An 18,259-nucleotide genomic window follows, 5' to 3' on the forward strand; every position below is an offset into this window, starting at 1 on the left:
GGACAGCCTGACTGACCTGTTGCAGCGCGTCACCACGGTCAGCGTGAAAACCGTGGCCATCACCGAGGCGATGAAAGGCTTCCCGCGCAAGCCGTCATAAAACCACTACCCAGCCTTCAAACGCCCGTCACACAACCGTCGGAAGAAGAGCCACCGAAGATAATTCAGAGGGGCTCCCAACATGTCCGATTCGAAGCTGACCGGCCGTCACAGCGACGGTGATCTTGAGTTCAACACCTCGACCAATCCGTCGCTGAGCGAAGTGATCGCTGAGCGCCAGTCGCGCCGTCAACTGCTGGGCGGCATGGTGGCCGTGGCCGGTCTGTTCGGCCTGAGCGCCTGCGGCGGCAGCGACGACAGCAAGTCGGCGTCGGTGGTCAATGCCGGTCAGGTCGGGGCTTCGACCTCGGGCCGCGTCGTGACGCTTAACGGCAGCGCCACCCAGGCGGCGAGCCTGAGCTGGACGCAGGTCGCCGGTCCGTCGGTCACCCTGACCAACGCCAATACGCCCAATCCGACCTTTATCGCGCCTTCGGTCGCGGCGGCCACCAATCTGGAATTCCGCCTGACCGCCGTTGATGGTCAGGGCCGCAGCACGTCTCAGGACACGCTGGTCACCATCAACCCGGCGCAACTGGGCTTCACCGCCGTGGCCAAGAACAAGAACGACATCGTGACCGTGCCGGAAGGCTATTCGGTCAGCGTGCTGTACCGTCTGGGCGACCCGATCCTGTCGGGCGTCGCTGCCTATGCCAATAACGGCACCGACACCAACTTCGCCGCCCGCGCCGGCGATCACCACGACGGCATGGCCTTCTTCGGTCTGGCCGCGACGGGCACGGCGCGCGATGCCAACAGCTCGACGCGCGGCCTCTTGGTCATGAACCACGAAAACATCACGGCCTCCTATCTGCACGCTAATGGCCCGACGGCCGGTGCGGCGCGTCTGGAAGCCGAGGCGATCAAGGAAATCGAAGCCCACGGCGTCAGCGTCGTCGAAGTGACGCAGTCGGGCAATGCCTGGACCTATGTGCAGGGTGGGGCGCTCAACCGCCGCATCACGCCGAACACGCCGATGGCGCTGAGCGGCCCGGCGCGCAGCGACGCGCAACTGAAGACCGTCTATTCGACCGATGGCACCGGGGCGCGCGGCACCATCAATAACTGCGCCAACGGCATCACCGCCTGGGGCAGCTATCTGACCTGCGAAGAAAACTGGGCTGGCTATTTCCGCCGTGCGTCGGGCGACAATGCCAACCGCAGCGCCAAGGCTGTGGTGGCGCTGAACCGTTACGGCCTGTCGCAAGGGGCTGCCGGGGCCAATAACTGGGCCACGGTGACCGCCGCCAGCGCCGCCGATCAGTGGAAGTTCTCCAAGTGGAACACCACGGTCGATACGACCAAGGCCGCCGACGGCACGGGCGACTACCGCAACGAAGCCAATCAGTACGGCTGGGTGGTCGAAATCGACCCCTATGATGCCAATTCGGTGCCGCGCAAGCGCACGGCGCTGGGCCGCATGGGTCATGAAGGCGCCTGGCCGGCGAACTTTGTGGCGGGCCGCAAGCCGGTCTTCTACATGGGCGACGACTCGCGCGGCGAATATTTCTACAAGTTCGTGTCGGCCACGCCGTGGTCGGCGGCGGACGCCAACGCTACGGATCGTCTGGCCATTGGCGACAAGTATCTCGATAACGGCACGCTCTATGTGGCGCGTTTCGACGCCACGGGTCAGGGCGTGTGGCTGCCGCTCGTCTTCGGCACCGGCGTGCTGACGGCGGCCAACACCACCTACGCCTTCGCCAATCAGGCCGATGTGCTGATCAACACCCGTCTGGCCGCCGATGCTGTCGGCGCGACCAAGATGGATCGTCCGGAATGGGCGGCGGTCAATCCGGCCAATGGCGAGGTCTATCTGACCCTGACCAACAACAATGCCTCAAACCGCCCGCTGACCGGCACCAATGCCGCCAATCCGCGTCACTATAATGACCCGGTGGGCACGTCGAACAACTTCGGCAACCCGAACGGCCACATCATCCGTCTGCGCGAAGCCGGGGATACGCCGGAAGCCACCACCTTCCAGTGGGATATCTACGCCTTCGGGGCCGGGGCCGATCTGGATGCGACCAATATCAACATCTCGGGCCTTGACGCCACCAACGACTTCTCGAGCCCCGACGGTCTGTGGTTCTCGCGCAGCAGCAATGCCGGTGGTCTGGTCAATCCGCTGCTGTGGATACAGACGGACGACGGGGCCTATACCGACGTCACCAACTGTATGATGCTGGCGGCCATGCCGGGCCGTGTCGGCGATGGCGGCGCGCGCACCATCACCAATACGGGCACGGGCGGCGCGACGGCGACGCAAAGCACCTTCGTCGGTAAGGCGCCGGGGATGCAGTTGCGCCGCTTCCTCGTTGGGCCGAAGGAATGCGAAATCACCGGTATCGACTCGACGCCGGATGGCCGCACCCTGTTCGTCAATATCCAGCATCCGGGTGAAAACGGTTCGGCCAGCAACATCACCTCCAACTGGCCCTACAGCCAGTCGGGCACCACGGCGGGCCGTCCGCGTTCAGCCACTGTCGTCATCACCAAGACCGACGGCGGTGTGATCGCGCTCTAAAATCATATTATACGACTAAAGTAGGCCGGATACCGCAGGGTGTCCGGCCTTTTTGCGTTTGACCGGCAGGGGCGGGCGGGGTTAGCGTTAGCGCTAACAATAACACAGGGAGTTATCATCATGCGACGACACTGGTTTGCCGGACTGATCGCGCTCAGCCTGCCTATGGCGGCGCAGGCGCAGGACAAACCGCTTCTGGCCGACATGTTCCGCGACCACGCCGTGCTTCAGCGCGATCGGCCCGTCCCCGTCTGGGGCGAGGCGAAGCCGGGAGAGACGGTGACGCTGAGTTTCGGCTCCGCCCGCGTGACGGCGGTGACGGACGCGACCGGGCGCTGGCGCGCTGAACTGCCCCCTCTGTCAGCGGGTGGCCCCTATGTGCTGACGGCCTCGGCCGGCGCGGTGAAGCAGACCGTGTCCGATGTGCTGGTTGGGGATGTCTTCCTCTGTTCCGGTCAGTCGAACATGGAATGGAACCTGAAGGACACCATCGGCGCGGCGGATCAGATCGCGACTTCGCAAAACCCGACCATCCGCATGATGACGGTGCAGAAGACGCAGGCCTTCACGCCGCAATCGCACTTTCTCGCCCCGACCGAATGGCAGACGGCCTCCCCCGCCACCACGCCCAACTGGTCAGCCGTGTGCTATAATTTCGCCCGCGATCTGCAAACGCACGCCAATGTGCCCATCGGCCTGATCAATGCCTCCTGGGGCGGGTCGAAGATTCAGCCGTGGATGAGCCACGCCGCCTTGCAAAAGATTGGCGGCTATCAGGCCGATCTTGATGTGCTCGACACCTATGCTGCCGATCGCAGTCAGGCGGCGCAGGTCTATGGCCAGACCTATATCCGCTGGTGGCAGGCCGCAGGCGGGCCGGGGACACCGTGGGCGGTGACACCGCAGGCGCTGAGCGGCTGGGCCGCCGTCCCGGATGTCAGCCGCAATTTCGAGGACTGGGGAATCAAGGACCTGAGCGACTATAACGGGCCGCTGTGGTACGCGCTGACGGTCAAACTGACCGCTGAAGAAGCGAAACAAGGGGCGACGCTCAGCCTGGGCGCTATCGACGATATCGACCTGACCTTTGTGAATGGTGTGGCCGTAGGCTATACCTCGGCCCCGGCCGATGCGCGCCATTACAAGCTGGCCCCCGGAGCCCTGAAGGCCGGTGACAATGTTATCGTCGTGCAGGCCGTTGATCTGTGGGCCAAGGGTGGCATGTTCGGCGACGCCGTGCGCGAGCTGCGGCTGGCCAACGGCACGGCCAAGCCCTTGCAGAGCGGCTGGCGCTACTGGCAGCCGCCGCAAAACGTCCGCTTCCCGCCGACCGCGCCGTGGGACCCGACCGGCGGCCTGATCACCCTGCATCAGGCGATGATCGCCCCCATCGGGCCGTACGCCCTGACCGGGGCGCTGTGGTATCAGGGCGAGTCCAATACCGGCGAAGCGGCGAAGTACGAAGCGCTGATGGCCGGGCTGATGGCCGACTGGCGGCAGCAGTTCGGGCCGGACTCCGCCTTCCTTCTAGTACAACTGGCCAATTTCGGGCCCATCCCCACCGCGCCCGTCGAGTCGGGCTGGTCTGGTGTGCGTGAGGCGCAACGCCGCGCCGCACTGAATGACAAGCGCGCCGCCTATGCCGTTACTATCGACATCGGCAATCCGCTCGACATCCACCCGCGTGACAAGCTGACGGTGGGTAAGCGCCTGTCGCGCGCGGCGCAAAGCCTGATCTATAAGGCCCCGTTCTCGCCCTCCGGCGGTGTGCCGATCGAAGCCACCCGCGCCAACGCGCAGGTGACGGTTCGCTTCGCTCACCTCGACGGTGCTCTGAAAACGAGCAATGGACAGGCGGCTGTGCGCTTTGAACTGTGCGGCGAGGGCATGGGAAGCTGTCAGTACGCTGAGGCGCGCCTTGCCGGTGACGCCGTGGTGCTCAGCGGACCTTCGGCGGCCACGGCCACGCGCGTGCGCTACTGCTGGGGCGACTCGCCTGTGTGCAATCTCACCGACACCACCCTGCCGGTCAGTCCGTTCGAGATAGAGGTCAAGTAAGAGGCCTCCGGCGGGCAGGGGCATAGCCCCTGCACTCGGTTGGTTCGCAATAAAAAACGCCGGAGGTGTACCCTCCGGCGTTCGTGTTTCTGAAAACCATCACCCCCCATCACTGGAGAGTCTCATGCGTTCGTTCCTGTCGCAGAGTGGCTTTGATGGTGTCGATTTCATCCTTCAGTTTCAACTTCTTACGCTTAAGTTCCTTGAGATAGAGCGAGTCCGCCGAGGGCGAACGCGATTCGCGGGCGATGGTGTCCTTGAGGACCTGATGACGGTGATCAAGTTCACGCACTCTCGCTTCGATGCTCATGAGCTATCTCCTTTGCTCGTAAGACTGGGCCGGAAGAGGATACTGCCGACCGGAACCCCATCCCTTTTTCCCACATCCTCCGTGGTCGGATCGAGGCCTGAACACGTATAGGGAACACCCAAAATGCTTTACTGTGTAATCACGATCCATTACATCCGATCACGGATTTGCGAGATTCATATTTAGTAAAAGCTTAATCTTATGAGCCACTTATTGTGGTGATAAAAAGGACGCGCGGCAATGGCGGAAGCTAATCAAAGACTTATCATAGCCATTTCGGGGGCGTCTGGCGCGGTCTATGGTATCACCGCACTGCGAATGCTGCGTGAGCTTAAGGTCGAAAGTCATCTGGTGGTGTCGCGGGCAGCGGCCCTGTCGCTCAACGCTGAAACCGACCTGACGATTGGCGATCTCAACGCCATGGCCGATCAGGTACATAAGGTTGGTGACATTGGGGCGACGATTGCTTCGGGCTCCTTCCGCACCCTGGGGATGCTGGTCGCCCCGTGCTCGATCAAGACGATGAGCGAAATCACTACGGGCGTGACCTCCAACCTGATCAGCCGGGCGGCCGATGTGGTGCTGAAGGAGCGTCGGCGGCTGGTGCTGATGGTGCGCGAAAGTCCGCTGCATCTGGGGCACCTGCGCACCATGACCGCCGTGACCGAGATGGGGGCCATTGTCGCCCCACCGGTGCCGGCCTTCTATACCCGCCCTCAATCCTTGCAGGAGATGGTCGATCAGAGCGTGGCGCGAGCGCTGGACCTGTTCGGCCTCGATGCCCCGATGACGCGCTGGAACGGGCTTAAGGATGACTGACACCACCTTCTGGGACTGGGCGCTGACGACCTATGCGGGTGAGAACGTGCCGTCCCTGTGTCTGGAGCTACAGGACACGCACGGGCAGAACGTACCGCTGGTGCTGTTTGCCGTCTGGGCCGGGGTGCGCGGCGTGGCGCTGGACGAAGAGACGGCGGAGGCGGCGGTCGATATATCGCGCGCCTACGCCGATACAGTCGTCGTGCCGTTACGCACCATCCGTCAGCGGATGCGCGCTGTCGTCGGCGACATGGACGACGCGCACCGCGCAGCCTTGCGCACGCGCGTCAAGGCGCTGGAGATCGAGGCCGAACGCGCCCAGATGGAAGCCTTGGCGGCATTGGTCGGCGACGGCTCGGCTGAGCCGGAAAAGACCGCGCGGGACAACCTGCTGGCCGTGGCGCGGGTATGGGCGCGGGTGGTGCCACGAAATCCGCTGAATGCCTTCTGCGATGCCCTTTCGGAGCGCGGTTTTTTGAGGTATAATGCTTAATATTCACAGGCCGTCCGGTGCGTACACGGGAACAGCCTGGCCCTCTCAGAATGTCCCATTCAGAACGAACCGGAGCTGGTCCACATGCACGATGACAGCAATATCCGCGCTCTTTTCCGTCCCGACTCGCTGCAACTGGTGAAAAACACACCGGTCGAATCGAGCAGCGACCTCGAACGGCGGGTGATCCATCGTGAAGACCTTGATCACAGCAATCTGGAACTGGTGACCGAAGAGGCACTGGAATACCAGAAGGACGACCTCGAACCCGTTCTGCGCGAAACCGATCCCGCCATCGCCTCCCTGCCGCTGGATGCCGAAACGGTCAATCTGCGCACCCAACTGGCGCACCTGCGTCAGGAGCATAAGGATCTCGACGATTCGATTGTGGCGCTGGAAACCATGCCCCTGCCGGATCAGATCCTGATTGCGCGCCTGAAGCGCAAGAAGCTGGCCGTGCGCGACCAGATCAGCACGCTGGAAGACCGCATCCGCCCGGATATTATCGCCTGATATCTCCTCCCCATTGCGGCGCAACAGGGAGGAGGGTTGAGGTTTACTCCTGATCGCGCTGGCGGCCGCCGATGGCCCCGGCGACGGCGCCGATAAAGGCGCCGATCAGCAGCGACAGGAAGCTGTAGATCATCACCTTGGCCCATGCCTTGCGCGCCTCATCGGCGGCTTCCAGCGTGGCGTCGCGGGCGGTCTTGGCCTGAGCCAGAACCGTATCGACACGCGCCGAGGCATCCGCTTCGCTGAGATTGGTGCGCGCCGCGATCAGTGACGCCAGATAGGCTTTGTCCGCCGGCGACACGTCGCCATGTTCGATGCCGTAGCTGAGGATGCGCCCCGTTTCGGCCGTTACATCCGGCAGGGTCTGATCCGTCGGCGCACCCGCAACCGGTGCGGCGGGATTGGCAGAGGCGCGGTATAGCATATCGGTATAATAGGCCGTTGCCGCATCGGTCTTGTCGCTCGAAGCGGCGACGGCGGCCCCGGCCTGTACGCCGGAACTCACGACCGCACCGGCGACGCTGGCCAGTACGGCAGCGGTAAACAGCGTGGCCACGGCCCAGGCGAGGAAACCCTGCGCCGTATCGCGGAAGAAGGCTTCATCCTTATCAACGCCGACATAGGTCTTGCGCAGGCGTCCGGCCAGATAGCCGCCCAGCGCCGAGGACAGCCACTGCATGACGATCAGCCAGATGGCTGCACCGACGGTCAGCTTGGCGGCGGTTTCACCCAGGGGTTCCCACGGGGATACCGAAGACAGCCCCAGCCCTTGCCCCAGCATCAGCAGCATCAGGGACAAAGCCGCCGCGGCCGCTGCTCCGGCCAGAATTGACGGCCAGCAGGCCCCCGACCCGGGCGTCACCTCGTAATAGTCGTCTTCGTAAAGGTCCGCGGACGCGGGCGTTACCGCCGGATCGAGCGTTTTCATATGTTCACCTCTATTAACGGAACAGAAGCGCCAGCAGGATGATGACGGGGATCGGCACCCCCAGAAGCCAAAGCAGAGCAGCACGGCCCATGATCGTATCTCCCTATGATGATCGGTCGCGTCAGCTTGGTCCTTTCGCGGTGGGTTTGCTGTGCCGGAAAGCGAGCCGTTTGTAATTTCACCGTAAAGGGGACTTGCGGTTTCATCTTGCCGGGCGCGCTGTGGACCGCTACCAGCAATACCGGAGGTGCCCATGCTCAACCGTGTCGAAGACGACGTTTTCATCACCACGCTTAAAGTGCGCGATTCCGAATGCGACGCGCAGGGCGTGGTCAATAACGCCAACTATCTGGTCTATATGGAATATGCGCGGCACGAATTCCTGGAGCATCAGGGCGTGAAGTTCGCCGATCTGATCCCTCAGAACATCTTCCTGATGACTTCGCACATGGAGATCGACTTCGTGAACTCGCTCACCGGTGGGCAGGTGTTCGAAGTGCGCTCACAGGTGCGGCGGGACCGTGCCAAGATCATCTTCGATCAGCAGGTGGTGCGCGTCGCCGATCAGGCCGTGTGCATCCGCGCGCGCGTCGATGTGATCTGTAAGATCGACGGCCGCCTGACGCGCGGTGACTGGTTCGATCGATATATGCCTGTCTAAGGAGCCCTCATGCGTATTGTCTCTCAGGGCTCAGATCGTGGCGGCGTCTATAATGAGGACGCACTGGGGGCAGCGGGGGATGCCGTGTGGCTGCTCGATGGGGCCACGTCGCTGGGGCCATCGCGCATGGCGGGGACCAGTGACGCTGCGTGGTTTGCGCACTTCGTCTCGGACAGGCTGGCCCACACGACCGGCAGCGTGCGTGAGCGCTTCAGTGCGGCCATCGACGCGGCGCGGGCTGTTTTTGAGGCGGCTGGACCCTTGCCCGACGCCCCGTGGGCCATGCCGTCGGCAGGGGCCGCGCTGCTGCGGCAGGATGGGGATACGCTAGAAATTGGCGTGCTGGGTGACGTCAAGGTGTGGTTGATCGCCCCGGACGGCGCGGTCACGGCCCTGCCGGGGGGCGAGGTGCTGGAAGCGCTCGATGCCGCCGCGCTGGAGCGGCTGGTGGCCATGCGCGCCGAACAGGGACCAATAGGACTGAAGGCGGCGCGGACGCAGCTTGATCCGCTGTTGCGCGATAACCGCTCGAAAATGAATAGGCCGGGCGGATACTGGGTCCTGAGCCTCGATAAAGCCTGCCTGACGGGGATGCAGATCACGCGCGTCCGGGTGGCCGGGGTGCGCTCTGTGCTGATGGCCACTGACGGGTTTTACGACCTGTGGGGCGCCTATGGCGTGCCCTTTGCCGAGGTGCGGGAGGGGCTTGCGGCCGGGCAGGGCGAAGCGCTGATCCGGCGCTTGCGTGACATCGAACGCGCCGATGCGGAAGGCCTGCACTACCCCCGTTTCAAGCCGCATGACGACGCCAGTTGGGTGCTGACCGAAATATAAAGGGATGATGCGGTTTGCAGGGCGTGGGATAGGCGTGCCCTTTTTCGGTCGATTTTTGCCTTATCAATCAAGGGGCGTGGCGGAAGTGGGTGGATTCGTGAACAGAAAGGTTTTCGATGACGCGTTTAAAATCCGGGGCCCTGATTGTGGCGATCCCCCTTATGCTGTCGATGACGGCCTGTGCCAGCCACAAATATGTTGATGAGAAAATTACGGCGACCAATGGCCGTATCGACCAGCAGGAGACCCGTCTCACGCAACTCGATCAAACGACGCAGGAGGCGCTGAGCCGCGCCACGGCGGCGGGCAAGCTGGCTGAGGGTAAGTTCAACTACGCCGTCGTGCTGAGCGACGATTCCATCAAGTTCGAGACCGATAAGGCCGTTTTGTCCGAAGCGGGCAAGCAGGTGCTGGCGGACCTCGCCGCGCGGCTGAAACGCGACAACAAGAATGTTTATCTGGAAATTCAGGGCTTTACCGACTCGACCGGGACGGATGACATCAATTACCGCCTGGGCAATGCCCGCGCCGACAGCGTGAAACGCTTCCTGAACAGTCAGGGCGTGGCGCTGAACCGCATGGCCTCCATCTCCTATGGGGCGGAGCAGCCTGTCGCACCGAACACGACGCGCGAAGGCCGCGCCGCCAACCGGCGTGTGGTGATCGTGGTTCTGTCGTAATCAAAACGCCCGGCTGAGCGATCAGCCGGGCGTTTCAAGATGTCGGGTGCTGAACGGCTTCAGGCTGCCTTACGCAGGGCCTCGTCCGACTGACCGCCGATCCAGACGCCGCGCACCTGAAGGTCGGCATCAAGCCATACGAGGTCGGCGCGCGCCCCCAACGCCAGATGGCCGTAGGTCTTGGGCAGCTTCATGAAGCGCGCGGGGGCTTCGGAAGCCATCATCGAAGCCGTTTCCAGCGGCAGGCCCAGCATCTGAACGCTGTTGCGCACTGCGGTGGCCATATCGAGATCGGACCCGGCCAATGTGCCGTCCGGCCCGACGCAGACGCCGTTTTCGACGCGGATATCCTTGCCCATCAGGTTAAAATGCTTGGTGGCAGAGCCCACCGTCGGCATGGCGTCCGTGACCAGCATGAAGCGGTCGTGCGGGCGGCTTTTCAGCGCAATCTTCAAGGCCACCGGATCGACGTGTGCGCCATCGACGATGATACCGGCGTAGATGTCATCGCTTTCGAGCACGGCCCCGACGACACCCGGCGCGCGATGCGACAGGGGCGACATGGCGTTATAGAGGTGGGTGACGCCGGTAATGCCGGCCTCAAAGCCGCCCCGCGCTTCGGCATAGGTGGCGTCTGTATGGCCGGCGGCAATGATCACGCCCGCATCGGCCAACGCCCGGATGTCCTCCGGCGCGGCCAGTTCGGGGGCCAGAGTCACCAGCACCTTACCCGCCTTGAGCGACGACAAAAGCCGCACGGCCTCGGCATCGAGGCGGCGGAACTTGCTTTCGTCGTGGGTGCCCTTGCGCTTCACATTGAGGAAGGGCCCTTCGATATGGATGCCGAGTACGCCGGGTACACCCTGGGCGATGGCGGCTTCGGTGGCGCGCAGGGCCTTGTCCACCACGCTCAGATCGTCCGAAATCAGGGTGGTGAAGAAGCCCGTCGTGCCATAGGTGCGATGCGCGGCCCCGATGGCGGCAATGGCTTCGGCGGTCGGGGTGTCGTTGAACAGCACGCCGCCCCCGCCATTGACCTGCGTGTCGATAAAGCCCGGCAGCAGATAGCCGCCTTCGAGATCAAGCCCGCCGGTTTCGGCCCCAATGGCGGTGATGTGATCACCGTCCATGGTCAGGGAACCTTCGACAACGCCGACCGGCGTGACAAGGCGAGCATTGGAAAGGGTAAAACTCACGAAACAACCTCACTTGTAATACCTAGAGCATCCGTCGGCTCAGTTGAGCCGCCGAATGGCTCTAAGTTTTTGTTTGGTCGCGCAATTTTTCCGAAAAGTGGTATCCACTTTATCGGCTTGCGCTCTAGGGTCATTGAAAATGACACTGGGTATGCCTTTCGCGAATGTCTCATATCTTTGATACGGACGAGACATTCGCGATTTCACAACGGCCGGATGCTGTCAGCATCCTCGGCCGTTGGCATAAGACGACTCAGGCCATTGCCTGCGCCCTTGGCCATCAGCAGCGCGCCTTCGATGGCGTCCTGCTCCGGTGTGGCCAGAAGCGGCCGGGTCCACGGCGCCAGCCAGGGCGTCAGCACCCCGGCCATGCCGCCGACTAGGCAGACCTGCGCGGCCCCCAACTCGTTCAGGCGGCGGATATAGCGGCCCAGATCACGGGCCGCCTGTTCGATCAGGGCCACGGCCACCGCGTCCCCATCCTGCGCGTGCGACAGGATCAGCGGGGCCAGCGTGCCATAGTCCTTGGGGCGCGCCGTCGTCGCCCAGGCCACGACCTGCGACGGCTGATCGTTGAAACGCGCCATCACGGCGTCGGTAAAGGCACTGCGCGGCGCAAGGCCATCATAGGCGTGCAGGGCGACGCGCGTCGCTTCGCGGCCCAGAACGGCGGCCGAGCCGTCGTCGGAGACTTCAAAGCCCCAGCCGCCCACCGCATGGCCCTTGCCCTTTACCCAGGCATAGCCCGCGGAGCCGGTGCCTGTGATCAGAATCGCGCCGTCGCGGCCCGAAAAGGCCCCCAGCACGGCGGCGTGGGCGTCGGTTCCGGCCGCCGCAAAGGCAAAGCGCGGCCCGGCGGCAATGGTGCGCGCGGCGTCTTCGGCGGTGGTGATGCCGGCCAGACCCAACCCGATCGACGTGTGGGCAAAGGCGTCGCGCCTCAATCCGGCCTGCGCCAGCGCCTGATCCGTGGCTTCGAGGATGTGGCCCCAGACGAGGTCGAGGCCCAGACGGATATTGGCCGATCCGCTCATGCCTTCGCCCAGAAGGCGGCCTTCGGCGTCACGCAGACGCGCGCGGCAATTGGAGCCGCCGCCATCTATGCCGAGGAAGTACTTAGTCATATCCACGTCCTTTAACCCTTTGCCGCCACGCGGCTGCCGAACAGGGCGAAGAACAGGATATAGAGATAGGCCGGGGCCATCACGACGAGGAAGGCCGTCTGGAACGGTATGGCCTCAGCCAGACCGACATAGAGGCGCGGCAGGATGGCTCCGCCACAGATGCCCATGATCATCAGAGCCGAGCCGATCTCGGTATGACGGCCAAGCCCCCGGATGCCCAGCGGGAAGATGGCCGGCCACATCATGGCATTGGCAAAGCCCAGAGCGGCCACGAAACCGACCGAGACATAGTCCTTGGTCAGGAAGGCTCCCAGGGTGAACAGCACACCCAAAATGGCCGAAAAGGCGAGGTATTTTTCCTGAGACACAAAGCGCGGAATGACGATCCAGCCGACGATATAGCCGACCAGCATCCCGGCGAGGGTCAGCGAGGTGAACAGGACCGTGCGATCGAGCGGCAGACCAAAGGCCGCGCCATAGGTGCCGATGGCGTCACCGGCCATCACCTCAACGCCCACATACAGGAAGATACACAGAACGCCAAAGAACAGGTTGGGGTGAGCGAACAGGCCCTTGCCGCCCTTCTCTGAAGCAATCTCGGCCTTCGACTCGCCCTTCAGTTCGGGCAGGGGCGATTTCAAAACGAAGACAGCCAGCGCCACCAGCAGGGCGGCCATGCCCATATAGGGCCACAGAACCTTTTGCGCGAAGCCGCTGAGCAACAGTTCGCGGGCGGCGGGGTCGGTCGTGGCCTCCAGCTTGGCCCCGAACTCGGTGATGCCGCTCATCACCAGAGCACCGAAGACGAAGGGCGCGGCGATGCCGGCCAGCTTGTTAAAAATGCCCATGACGGCAATCCGCTGCGCCGCCGATTCAATGGGCCCAACGATGGAGATATAGGGGTTGGCCGCCGTTTGCAGCAGCGCCAGACCCGCGCCGATGGTGAACAGGCCGGTCATGGCCCCGACATAGACGCGATGCGTGGCGAACTGCCCGAACATGGCGGCACCCACCGCCATGACCAGAAGCCCCAGCGCCATGCCCTTCTTCATGCCCGTCACCCGCAGGATGAAGGCCGACGGCAGGGCCAGCACGAAATAGGACATGTAGAACACCATCAACACCATGAAGGCGCCGATATTGTCGAGGTCGAAGGCGAACTTGACGAAGGTGATCAGCGGTCCGTTCAGCCAGGTCACAAAACCGAAGATGAAGAACATCAGGCCAATCAGGCCCATGGTGACGACAAGGCTGGGGGCTTTTTCCGGGGGAGACGCATTCATGATCTATAGGACCTATTCTGCATTTTGGTATTGTCCAGATAGGAGGGCAAAATCGCAATTCTGTCTATAGAAAACTTGGTTTCAATTGTTTGAGGTGGATTTTCGGCCCTTCAATGGTCGTCTGGGATGGTAAAATTGGATATGAATTGGGCTAGATCATTATGATTTCTGGTGGAAACATAATGATCCAGCTTTTTGTTTGGCCCCTCGCCGGGCGGTGGCTTGCGCCACCTTGGCCGCCGCCTCAATGGCGGCTTGAGCGGAATGATTCCATTTGAAATCATTCCGCTCTAAAAAGCAGGTCTAAACCTTGATGATCCAGCCCTTGCGGCGCAGATATTCGACCGGCAGCCAGACGCAGAGGATGAACAGGGCGACCGGAAACAGGGCCGCCACGGCTTCGCCTACCGTGGCACGGCTCAGGACATAGGTCTGGGTCAGCAGGTCCCAGCCGAGCAGCGGGTTCATCAGAAAATGCAGCACATAGGCGGCAATGGCGTTGACACCGAAGGCCGTGGCGAAGGTCGCGGGCAGGCTGAGGGGGCCACGCAGTGGGGTGTCGCGATTATCCAGACACGCATGGAGCGGTACCAGAGCAAGCAAGGTGATCCCCGTCGTCACCAGCACAAAGGACGATGACCAGATGTCCTTGATGACCGGAAAGACAAAGCTCCAGCCTGCGCCAACGATCAGCAGAACCGCTCCCGCACCGGCGAGGGTCAGGGCGCTGCGCCTATGGGACTGCATCAGGAACTCGCCCGCCGCCATGCCGAGCAAGGCTTGTGCGATGGCGGGCAGGGTGCCGAGCAGCCCTTCGGGGTCGTAACCCTCCGGTCCCTTGACGTAGTTGTGGCCGCCGGCACCGAACATCAGGCGATCGACCGAGGCAATGAAGTTGTGGCCGCGTTCCCAGATATCGCCGGGCAGGCCATCGAGTGCGGGAAGCAGACTCAGGGGCCAGTAGAGCAGCAGGATGGCCGCGGCTATCCCCAGTCGCGTTTTCGGCCCGAACCACAGGAACAACACCGCCGCTGCGCCATAAACGAGGCCGATGCGTTGCAGCACGCCCCAGAAGCGCCAGGGTTCGCCATCGAAATGCGCCAGCCAGCCAAGATTCGACAGCAACCAGCCGATGAGGAACAACCGCACGACGCGCCAGCCGATCTTGCGGGCCTGTGTGGCATCGAGCCCCGTCGTCATCTTGGCCTTGTGCAGGGCCATGGGGATAGACAGGCCGACCATGGTCAGGAAGGCGGGAAAGACCACATCGGCGATCTTCAAACCCTCCCAGTGGGCGTGCAGAAGCAGCGGAAAAACCTTGGCCTGAAGGCCGTAATACATGCCTGCTGTGGCATTGACGAGGATCATGCCGATGACCGTCAGGCCGCGCAGGACATCCAAAGAGGGCAGGCGCTGCGCCGTGGTCTTCACATCGTTCACTGGCTGTCTCCCCGCCTGATTATACAGAGGGGGACGATGCCCGATTACGCGCAAAAGTCAAAAGGCGTGTTGCGCTCAAAGATCGTTCAGTTCGGCGACCACATCATAGGCGTCGCCGCGATAATAGCTCTGGGTGAATTCAGCGGCGCGCCCATCGGCCAGAAAACCGCGCCGTTCGATAAACAGGCCGGGCTCACCGGCTGTGACATTCAACTGTTCGGCCTGATCGCGTGTAAAGGAGATGGCGCGCAGGCGCTGAAGCGCGCGCACGGGACGGTGGCCGGAGGTTTCCAGCGCCGCATAGAGCGAATCGCCGACCGCTTCGATGGAGGACAGGCAGTAGCCGGGAATGGTCGAATATTCGAGCGCCATGGTCGAGTCATCGGCATAGCGGATGCGGTGAAAGCGATAGACCAGTGAACCGGGCGACAGGCCCAAAGACAGGGCTTCTTCGGGGGTGACGGCCCCTTCCGACTTGCTGACCCAGACGCTGTGCGGCTTGCGACCACGCGAAATCATGTCTTCGGAAAACGAAGACAGTTTGGAAAAGCTCTTTTCGACGCGCGCGGCGACAAAGGTGCCGGCGCCGCGACGGCGCGTCAGAAGCCCTTCGTTGACCAGCCCGTCAATGGCCTTGCGCACGGTAATGCGTGACACGTCAAAGGCTTCGGCCAGATCGCGTTCGGGCGGGATGGCGTCATCGGCCACAAAGACGCGCGCGCGGATGGCTTCGCGCAACACCTTTTGCAGTTGCAGATAGAGCGGGGCGGGATCGTTTTTTTCGAGGCGACCGACAGAGTCTATGATGGACATGGAGTTTAAGTCTCTCTCGCGACCTGTGCCGCTCTCACTCAAGCCGCAGGTGTCGGCGACTCAGACCCAGTATAATAGCGACCGGGCGGCGTCAAAGTCAAAGCCACAACCGGGGCAGGGTCTTGTCATCCACCTGTGTCGCCAAGGCCTCAGCCCTGACCCACGGCCAAAAGCGTCGGTGGCGTTTCGCTCAGGCAATAGGCCTGTGGTCGTCCGATCAGATAGCCCTGCACGGCGTCGGCCCCCATATCGCGCAGCAGGTCCATCTGTTCCTGCGTTTCCACGCCTTCGGCGATGACCGGTATGTTGATGGCGTGGGCCATACCGATAACGGCGCGCACGATCGCTTCGGCGGGGATGCCGTGCTTGTGCACCTTGCGGTCCGGCGAGGGGGTCAGGCCTTCGACAAAACTGCGGTCGATCTTGATCAGGTCGAAGGGGAAGGTCTGAAGGTAGGAGAGCGACGAAAAGCCGGTGCCGAAATCGTCCATGGCAATGCGCACGCCTATGCCTTTGAGCTGACGCAGCACATGCAGAGCACGGTCGGTATTTTCGATCAGCACGCCTTCGGTGACCTCCAGCTCCAGCCGTTGCGGGCGGAATCCGGTGCGGATCAGTTCCTGCTTTACATAGCGGGTTAGATCGCCTTCACAGATTTGCAGGGGTGACAGATTGACCGCAAGGTTCAGATGCGCGGGCCAGGTGGTGGCGGTTTCCAGCGCGCGCGACAATATCCATTGCCCCAAAGCGGTGATCAGGCCGGCCTCTTCGGCCACCGGAATAAAATCACACGGCGGGATGGCCCCCAACTCCGGATGCGTCCAGCGCACCAGTGCCTCATAGCCGATGAAGCGATTGAGGTTCAGGCAGAACTGCGGCTGATAGACCAGCGACAAACCCCGCTGACCGTGGGCCAGCGCGTCGCGCAGATCGGCTTCAAGGCGGCGACGGCGACGCAGGGCCTCGGCCATGGTGGCATCAAAGGCGCGCCAGCAGCCGCGGCCATCCGTCTTGGCCTTATACAGCGCCATATCGGCATGACGCGTCAGGCGATCAAGCGTCGGGCCTTCGTCGGGGTAGAGGGCAAAGCCAAGGCTGGCGCCGACATCAGGGGCCTGATGGCCGAACTGCGCCTGCATCTCCGATTGAAGGGCGGTCACCAACGCCTCGGCCCTCGCTTCGGCCTGAGCGCGCTGCGTCACACCCACCTGAAGAAAGACAAACTCATCGCCGCCTAACCGCGCCAGCACGTCGCCGGGGCCCGCCTGACGTCTGAGGGTTTCGGCAACGGTAATCAGCACTTCGTCGCCGACCATGTGCCCCATGGTGTCATTGACCTCCTTGAAGCGGTCAAGGTCAATCAGATGCAGGGCCAGTTGCGTCTTCTGCTGGGTGGCGCGTCCGGCCTCTTCGGCCAGTCGCGCCTGAAAGAAACCGCGATTGGGCAGGCCGGTCAGGGAGTCGTGATGGGCCAGGTATTGGATACGTGCCTGATAAGCGTCCTTCTCGAAGGCTAAGGTACTCAACTGCGCACAGATTTCGACGATGCTCTTTAAGAACAGGTTCAAAACGAAGGGCTGGGTTGAATAAAAGGCAAAAGTGCCCATTACCTGACCGGTCTTGCTCTTGACCGGCGTGGACCAGCAGGCCGTAAAGTCGAGATGTGCAGCCAGATCCTGAAAGGGTGCCCACAGCGGGTCAGTACGCATGTCGTTGACCAGCACGGGTTCGCCACGCCAGGCGGCGGTTCCGCACGATCCGACAATCGGGCCTATGGGAAGTCCTTCTATGGCCGCATTGTACCAGTCAGGCAGACCGGGCGCGGCCAGCGGGCTTAGCTTGCCGTCGATGACGCGCAGTACGGACATGCTGACGTCTTGCAGCATATGCCCCACCTCAAGACAGAGCAGGGTCAGGGTTTCAGACAAGGGCTTGTCCTGCAACATGGCATTAAAGACCAGCCGTTGCAGGGTGTCGTTCAGCTTGGTGTAGGTGATGTCGCTGACCGTGGCGATGACACGGCGACGATGGGTAGTATCGGTCATGGTGGTGGCGCTGAAAGACACCCACATGGGGTGACCGTTGCGATCGTGGACCAGCAATTCGCCGCTGCGCTGACCGTTGCGGTGGACGTCGGTCAGTATGTCTTCGAGGTGCTCACAGGAATCTGAATGCAGACGGCACAGGTCCCCCAGCGTATGGCCGCTTAATTCCGAGGCACTGAAACCGAGCAGAGTCCGAAACGCCGCGTTGACATACAGAAACCGGCCGCTGGTGTCGGTAATCACCATGGCTGTATCTATCGCATCCACGGCCTCTCCCTTGAGCTGCATCAGCTCAGTGGCGTCGCCCTCCATATAGCGGCAGGGCAGGGAGGCAGGGGGGGTAAGCGGAACGGTCATGGGCAAAGATACTTACCGCTGGATTGCGGAAGTAACCATGATATCCGATGCGCGTGAACATTCCGGTAAGCGACAG

General features: G+C 62.5%; 16 protein-coding genes. 8 read left to right on the forward strand and 8 right to left on the reverse strand.

Features of this window, described 5'->3' with window-relative positions; translation table 11 throughout:
- Positions 1-181: 181 nt before the first annotated feature.
- Positions 182-2,629 (forward strand): alkaline phosphatase PhoX, encoded by a 2,448-nt coding sequence (locus Q0072_RS19130; protein ID WP_298333139.1) that lies wholly within the window; start codon positions 182-184, stop codon positions 2,627-2,629.
- A gap of 120 nt (positions 2,630-2,749) precedes the next feature.
- Entirely contained in the window at positions 2,750-4,687 is a 1,938-nt protein-coding gene (locus Q0072_RS19135) for a sialate O-acetylesterase (protein ID WP_298333141.1), read from the forward strand.
- 109 nt (positions 4,688-4,796) lie between these two features.
- Here Q0072_RS19135 and Q0072_RS19140 read toward each other — a convergent pair whose 3' ends face one another.
- Positions 4,797-4,997 carry a DUF465 domain-containing protein gene (locus Q0072_RS19140; protein WP_298333143.1) on the reverse strand — a complete coding sequence of 67 codons (201 nt, stop codon included), beginning with the start codon at positions 4,995-4,997 and terminating at the stop codon, positions 4,797-4,799.
- A gap of 240 nt (positions 4,998-5,237) precedes the next feature.
- Between Q0072_RS19140 and Q0072_RS19145 the strand changes: the two genes are divergently transcribed.
- The 3 genes from Q0072_RS19145 (at position 5,238) to Q0072_RS19155 (ending at position 6,822) form a co-directional block, all read left to right on the forward strand.
- The gene (locus Q0072_RS19145; protein WP_298333145.1) at positions 5,238-5,816 is read left to right on the forward strand and encodes a UbiX family flavin prenyltransferase; all 579 of its coding nucleotides are present in this window, start codon (positions 5,238-5,240) and stop codon (positions 5,814-5,816) included.
- On the forward strand, positions 5,809-6,309 hold the full coding sequence (locus Q0072_RS19150) for a TIGR02444 family protein (protein ID WP_298333147.1): 501 nt from the start codon (positions 5,809-5,811) through the stop codon (positions 6,307-6,309). Before Q0072_RS19145 ends, Q0072_RS19150 begins: the two co-directional genes overlap by 8 nt.
- An 84-nt stretch (positions 6,310-6,393) precedes the next feature.
- The gene (locus tag Q0072_RS19155) at positions 6,394-6,822 is read left to right on the forward strand and encodes a DUF465 domain-containing protein (RefSeq protein WP_298333149.1); all 429 of its coding nucleotides are present in this window, start codon (positions 6,394-6,396) and stop codon (positions 6,820-6,822) included.
- A gap of 43 nt (positions 6,823-6,865) precedes the next feature.
- Here Q0072_RS19155 and Q0072_RS19160 read toward each other — a convergent pair whose 3' ends face one another.
- Complete coding sequence (locus tag Q0072_RS19160; protein WP_298333151.1) at positions 6,866-7,750, reverse strand: hypothetical protein; 885 nt, start codon at positions 7,748-7,750, stop codon at positions 6,866-6,868.
- A gap of 253 nt (positions 7,751-8,003) precedes the next feature.
- On the opposite strand from Q0072_RS19160, the gene Q0072_RS19165 reads away from it, so the two are divergent.
- From Q0072_RS19165 to Q0072_RS19175, 3 genes are all read left to right on the forward strand, one after another.
- Complete coding sequence (locus tag Q0072_RS19165) at positions 8,004-8,411, forward strand: thioesterase family protein (RefSeq protein ID WP_298333153.1); 408 nt, start codon at positions 8,004-8,006, stop codon at positions 8,409-8,411.
- A gap of 9 nt (positions 8,412-8,420) precedes the next feature.
- On the forward strand, positions 8,421-9,245 hold the full coding sequence (locus Q0072_RS19170; RefSeq protein ID WP_298333155.1) for a protein phosphatase 2C domain-containing protein: 825 nt from the start codon (positions 8,421-8,423) through the stop codon (positions 9,243-9,245).
- Between the two features lie 116 nt (positions 9,246-9,361).
- Positions 9,362-9,925: an OmpA family protein gene (locus tag Q0072_RS19175; RefSeq protein WP_298333157.1), complete on the forward strand. Its 564-nt coding sequence runs from the start codon at positions 9,362-9,364 to the stop codon at positions 9,923-9,925.
- Between the two features lie 59 nt (positions 9,926-9,984).
- Here the strand turns inward: Q0072_RS19175 and nagA are convergent, their stop codons facing one another.
- The 6 genes from nagA to Q0072_RS19205 form a co-directional block, all read right to left on the reverse strand.
- Complete coding sequence (gene nagA / locus Q0072_RS19180; RefSeq protein WP_298333159.1) at positions 9,985-11,121, reverse strand: N-acetylglucosamine-6-phosphate deacetylase; 1,137 nt, start codon at positions 11,119-11,121, stop codon at positions 9,985-9,987.
- A 203-nt stretch (positions 11,122-11,324) separates the two neighbouring features.
- Positions 11,325-12,245 (reverse strand): BadF/BadG/BcrA/BcrD ATPase family protein, encoded by a 921-nt coding sequence (locus Q0072_RS19185; RefSeq protein WP_298333161.1) that lies wholly within the window; start codon positions 12,243-12,245, stop codon positions 11,325-11,327.
- Positions 12,246-12,256: 11 nt separating this feature from the next.
- On the reverse strand, positions 12,257-13,528 hold the full coding sequence (locus tag Q0072_RS19190) for a sugar MFS transporter (RefSeq protein ID WP_298333163.1): 1,272 nt from the start codon (positions 13,526-13,528) through the stop codon (positions 12,257-12,259).
- Between the two features lie 303 nt (positions 13,529-13,831).
- Positions 13,832-14,968, reverse strand: a complete 1,137-nt coding sequence (locus tag Q0072_RS19195) for a heparan-alpha-glucosaminide N-acetyltransferase domain-containing protein (RefSeq protein ID WP_298333165.1) — start codon at positions 14,966-14,968, stop codon at positions 13,832-13,834.
- Positions 14,969-15,043: 75 nt separating this feature from the next.
- Positions 15,044-15,781, reverse strand: coding sequence for a GntR family transcriptional regulator (locus Q0072_RS19200; RefSeq protein WP_298333167.1), 738 nt, complete (start codon positions 15,779-15,781; stop codon positions 15,044-15,046).
- A 149-nt stretch (positions 15,782-15,930) separates the two neighbouring features.
- Positions 15,931-18,183, reverse strand: coding sequence for an EAL domain-containing protein (locus Q0072_RS19205; protein WP_298333169.1), 2,253 nt, complete (start codon positions 18,181-18,183; stop codon positions 15,931-15,933).
- Positions 18,184-18,259: the final 76 nt, after the last annotated feature.

This window comes from Asticcacaulis sp. (assembly GCF_027484505.1).
GTDB lineage: Bacteria > Pseudomonadota > Alphaproteobacteria > Caulobacterales > Caulobacteraceae > Asticcacaulis.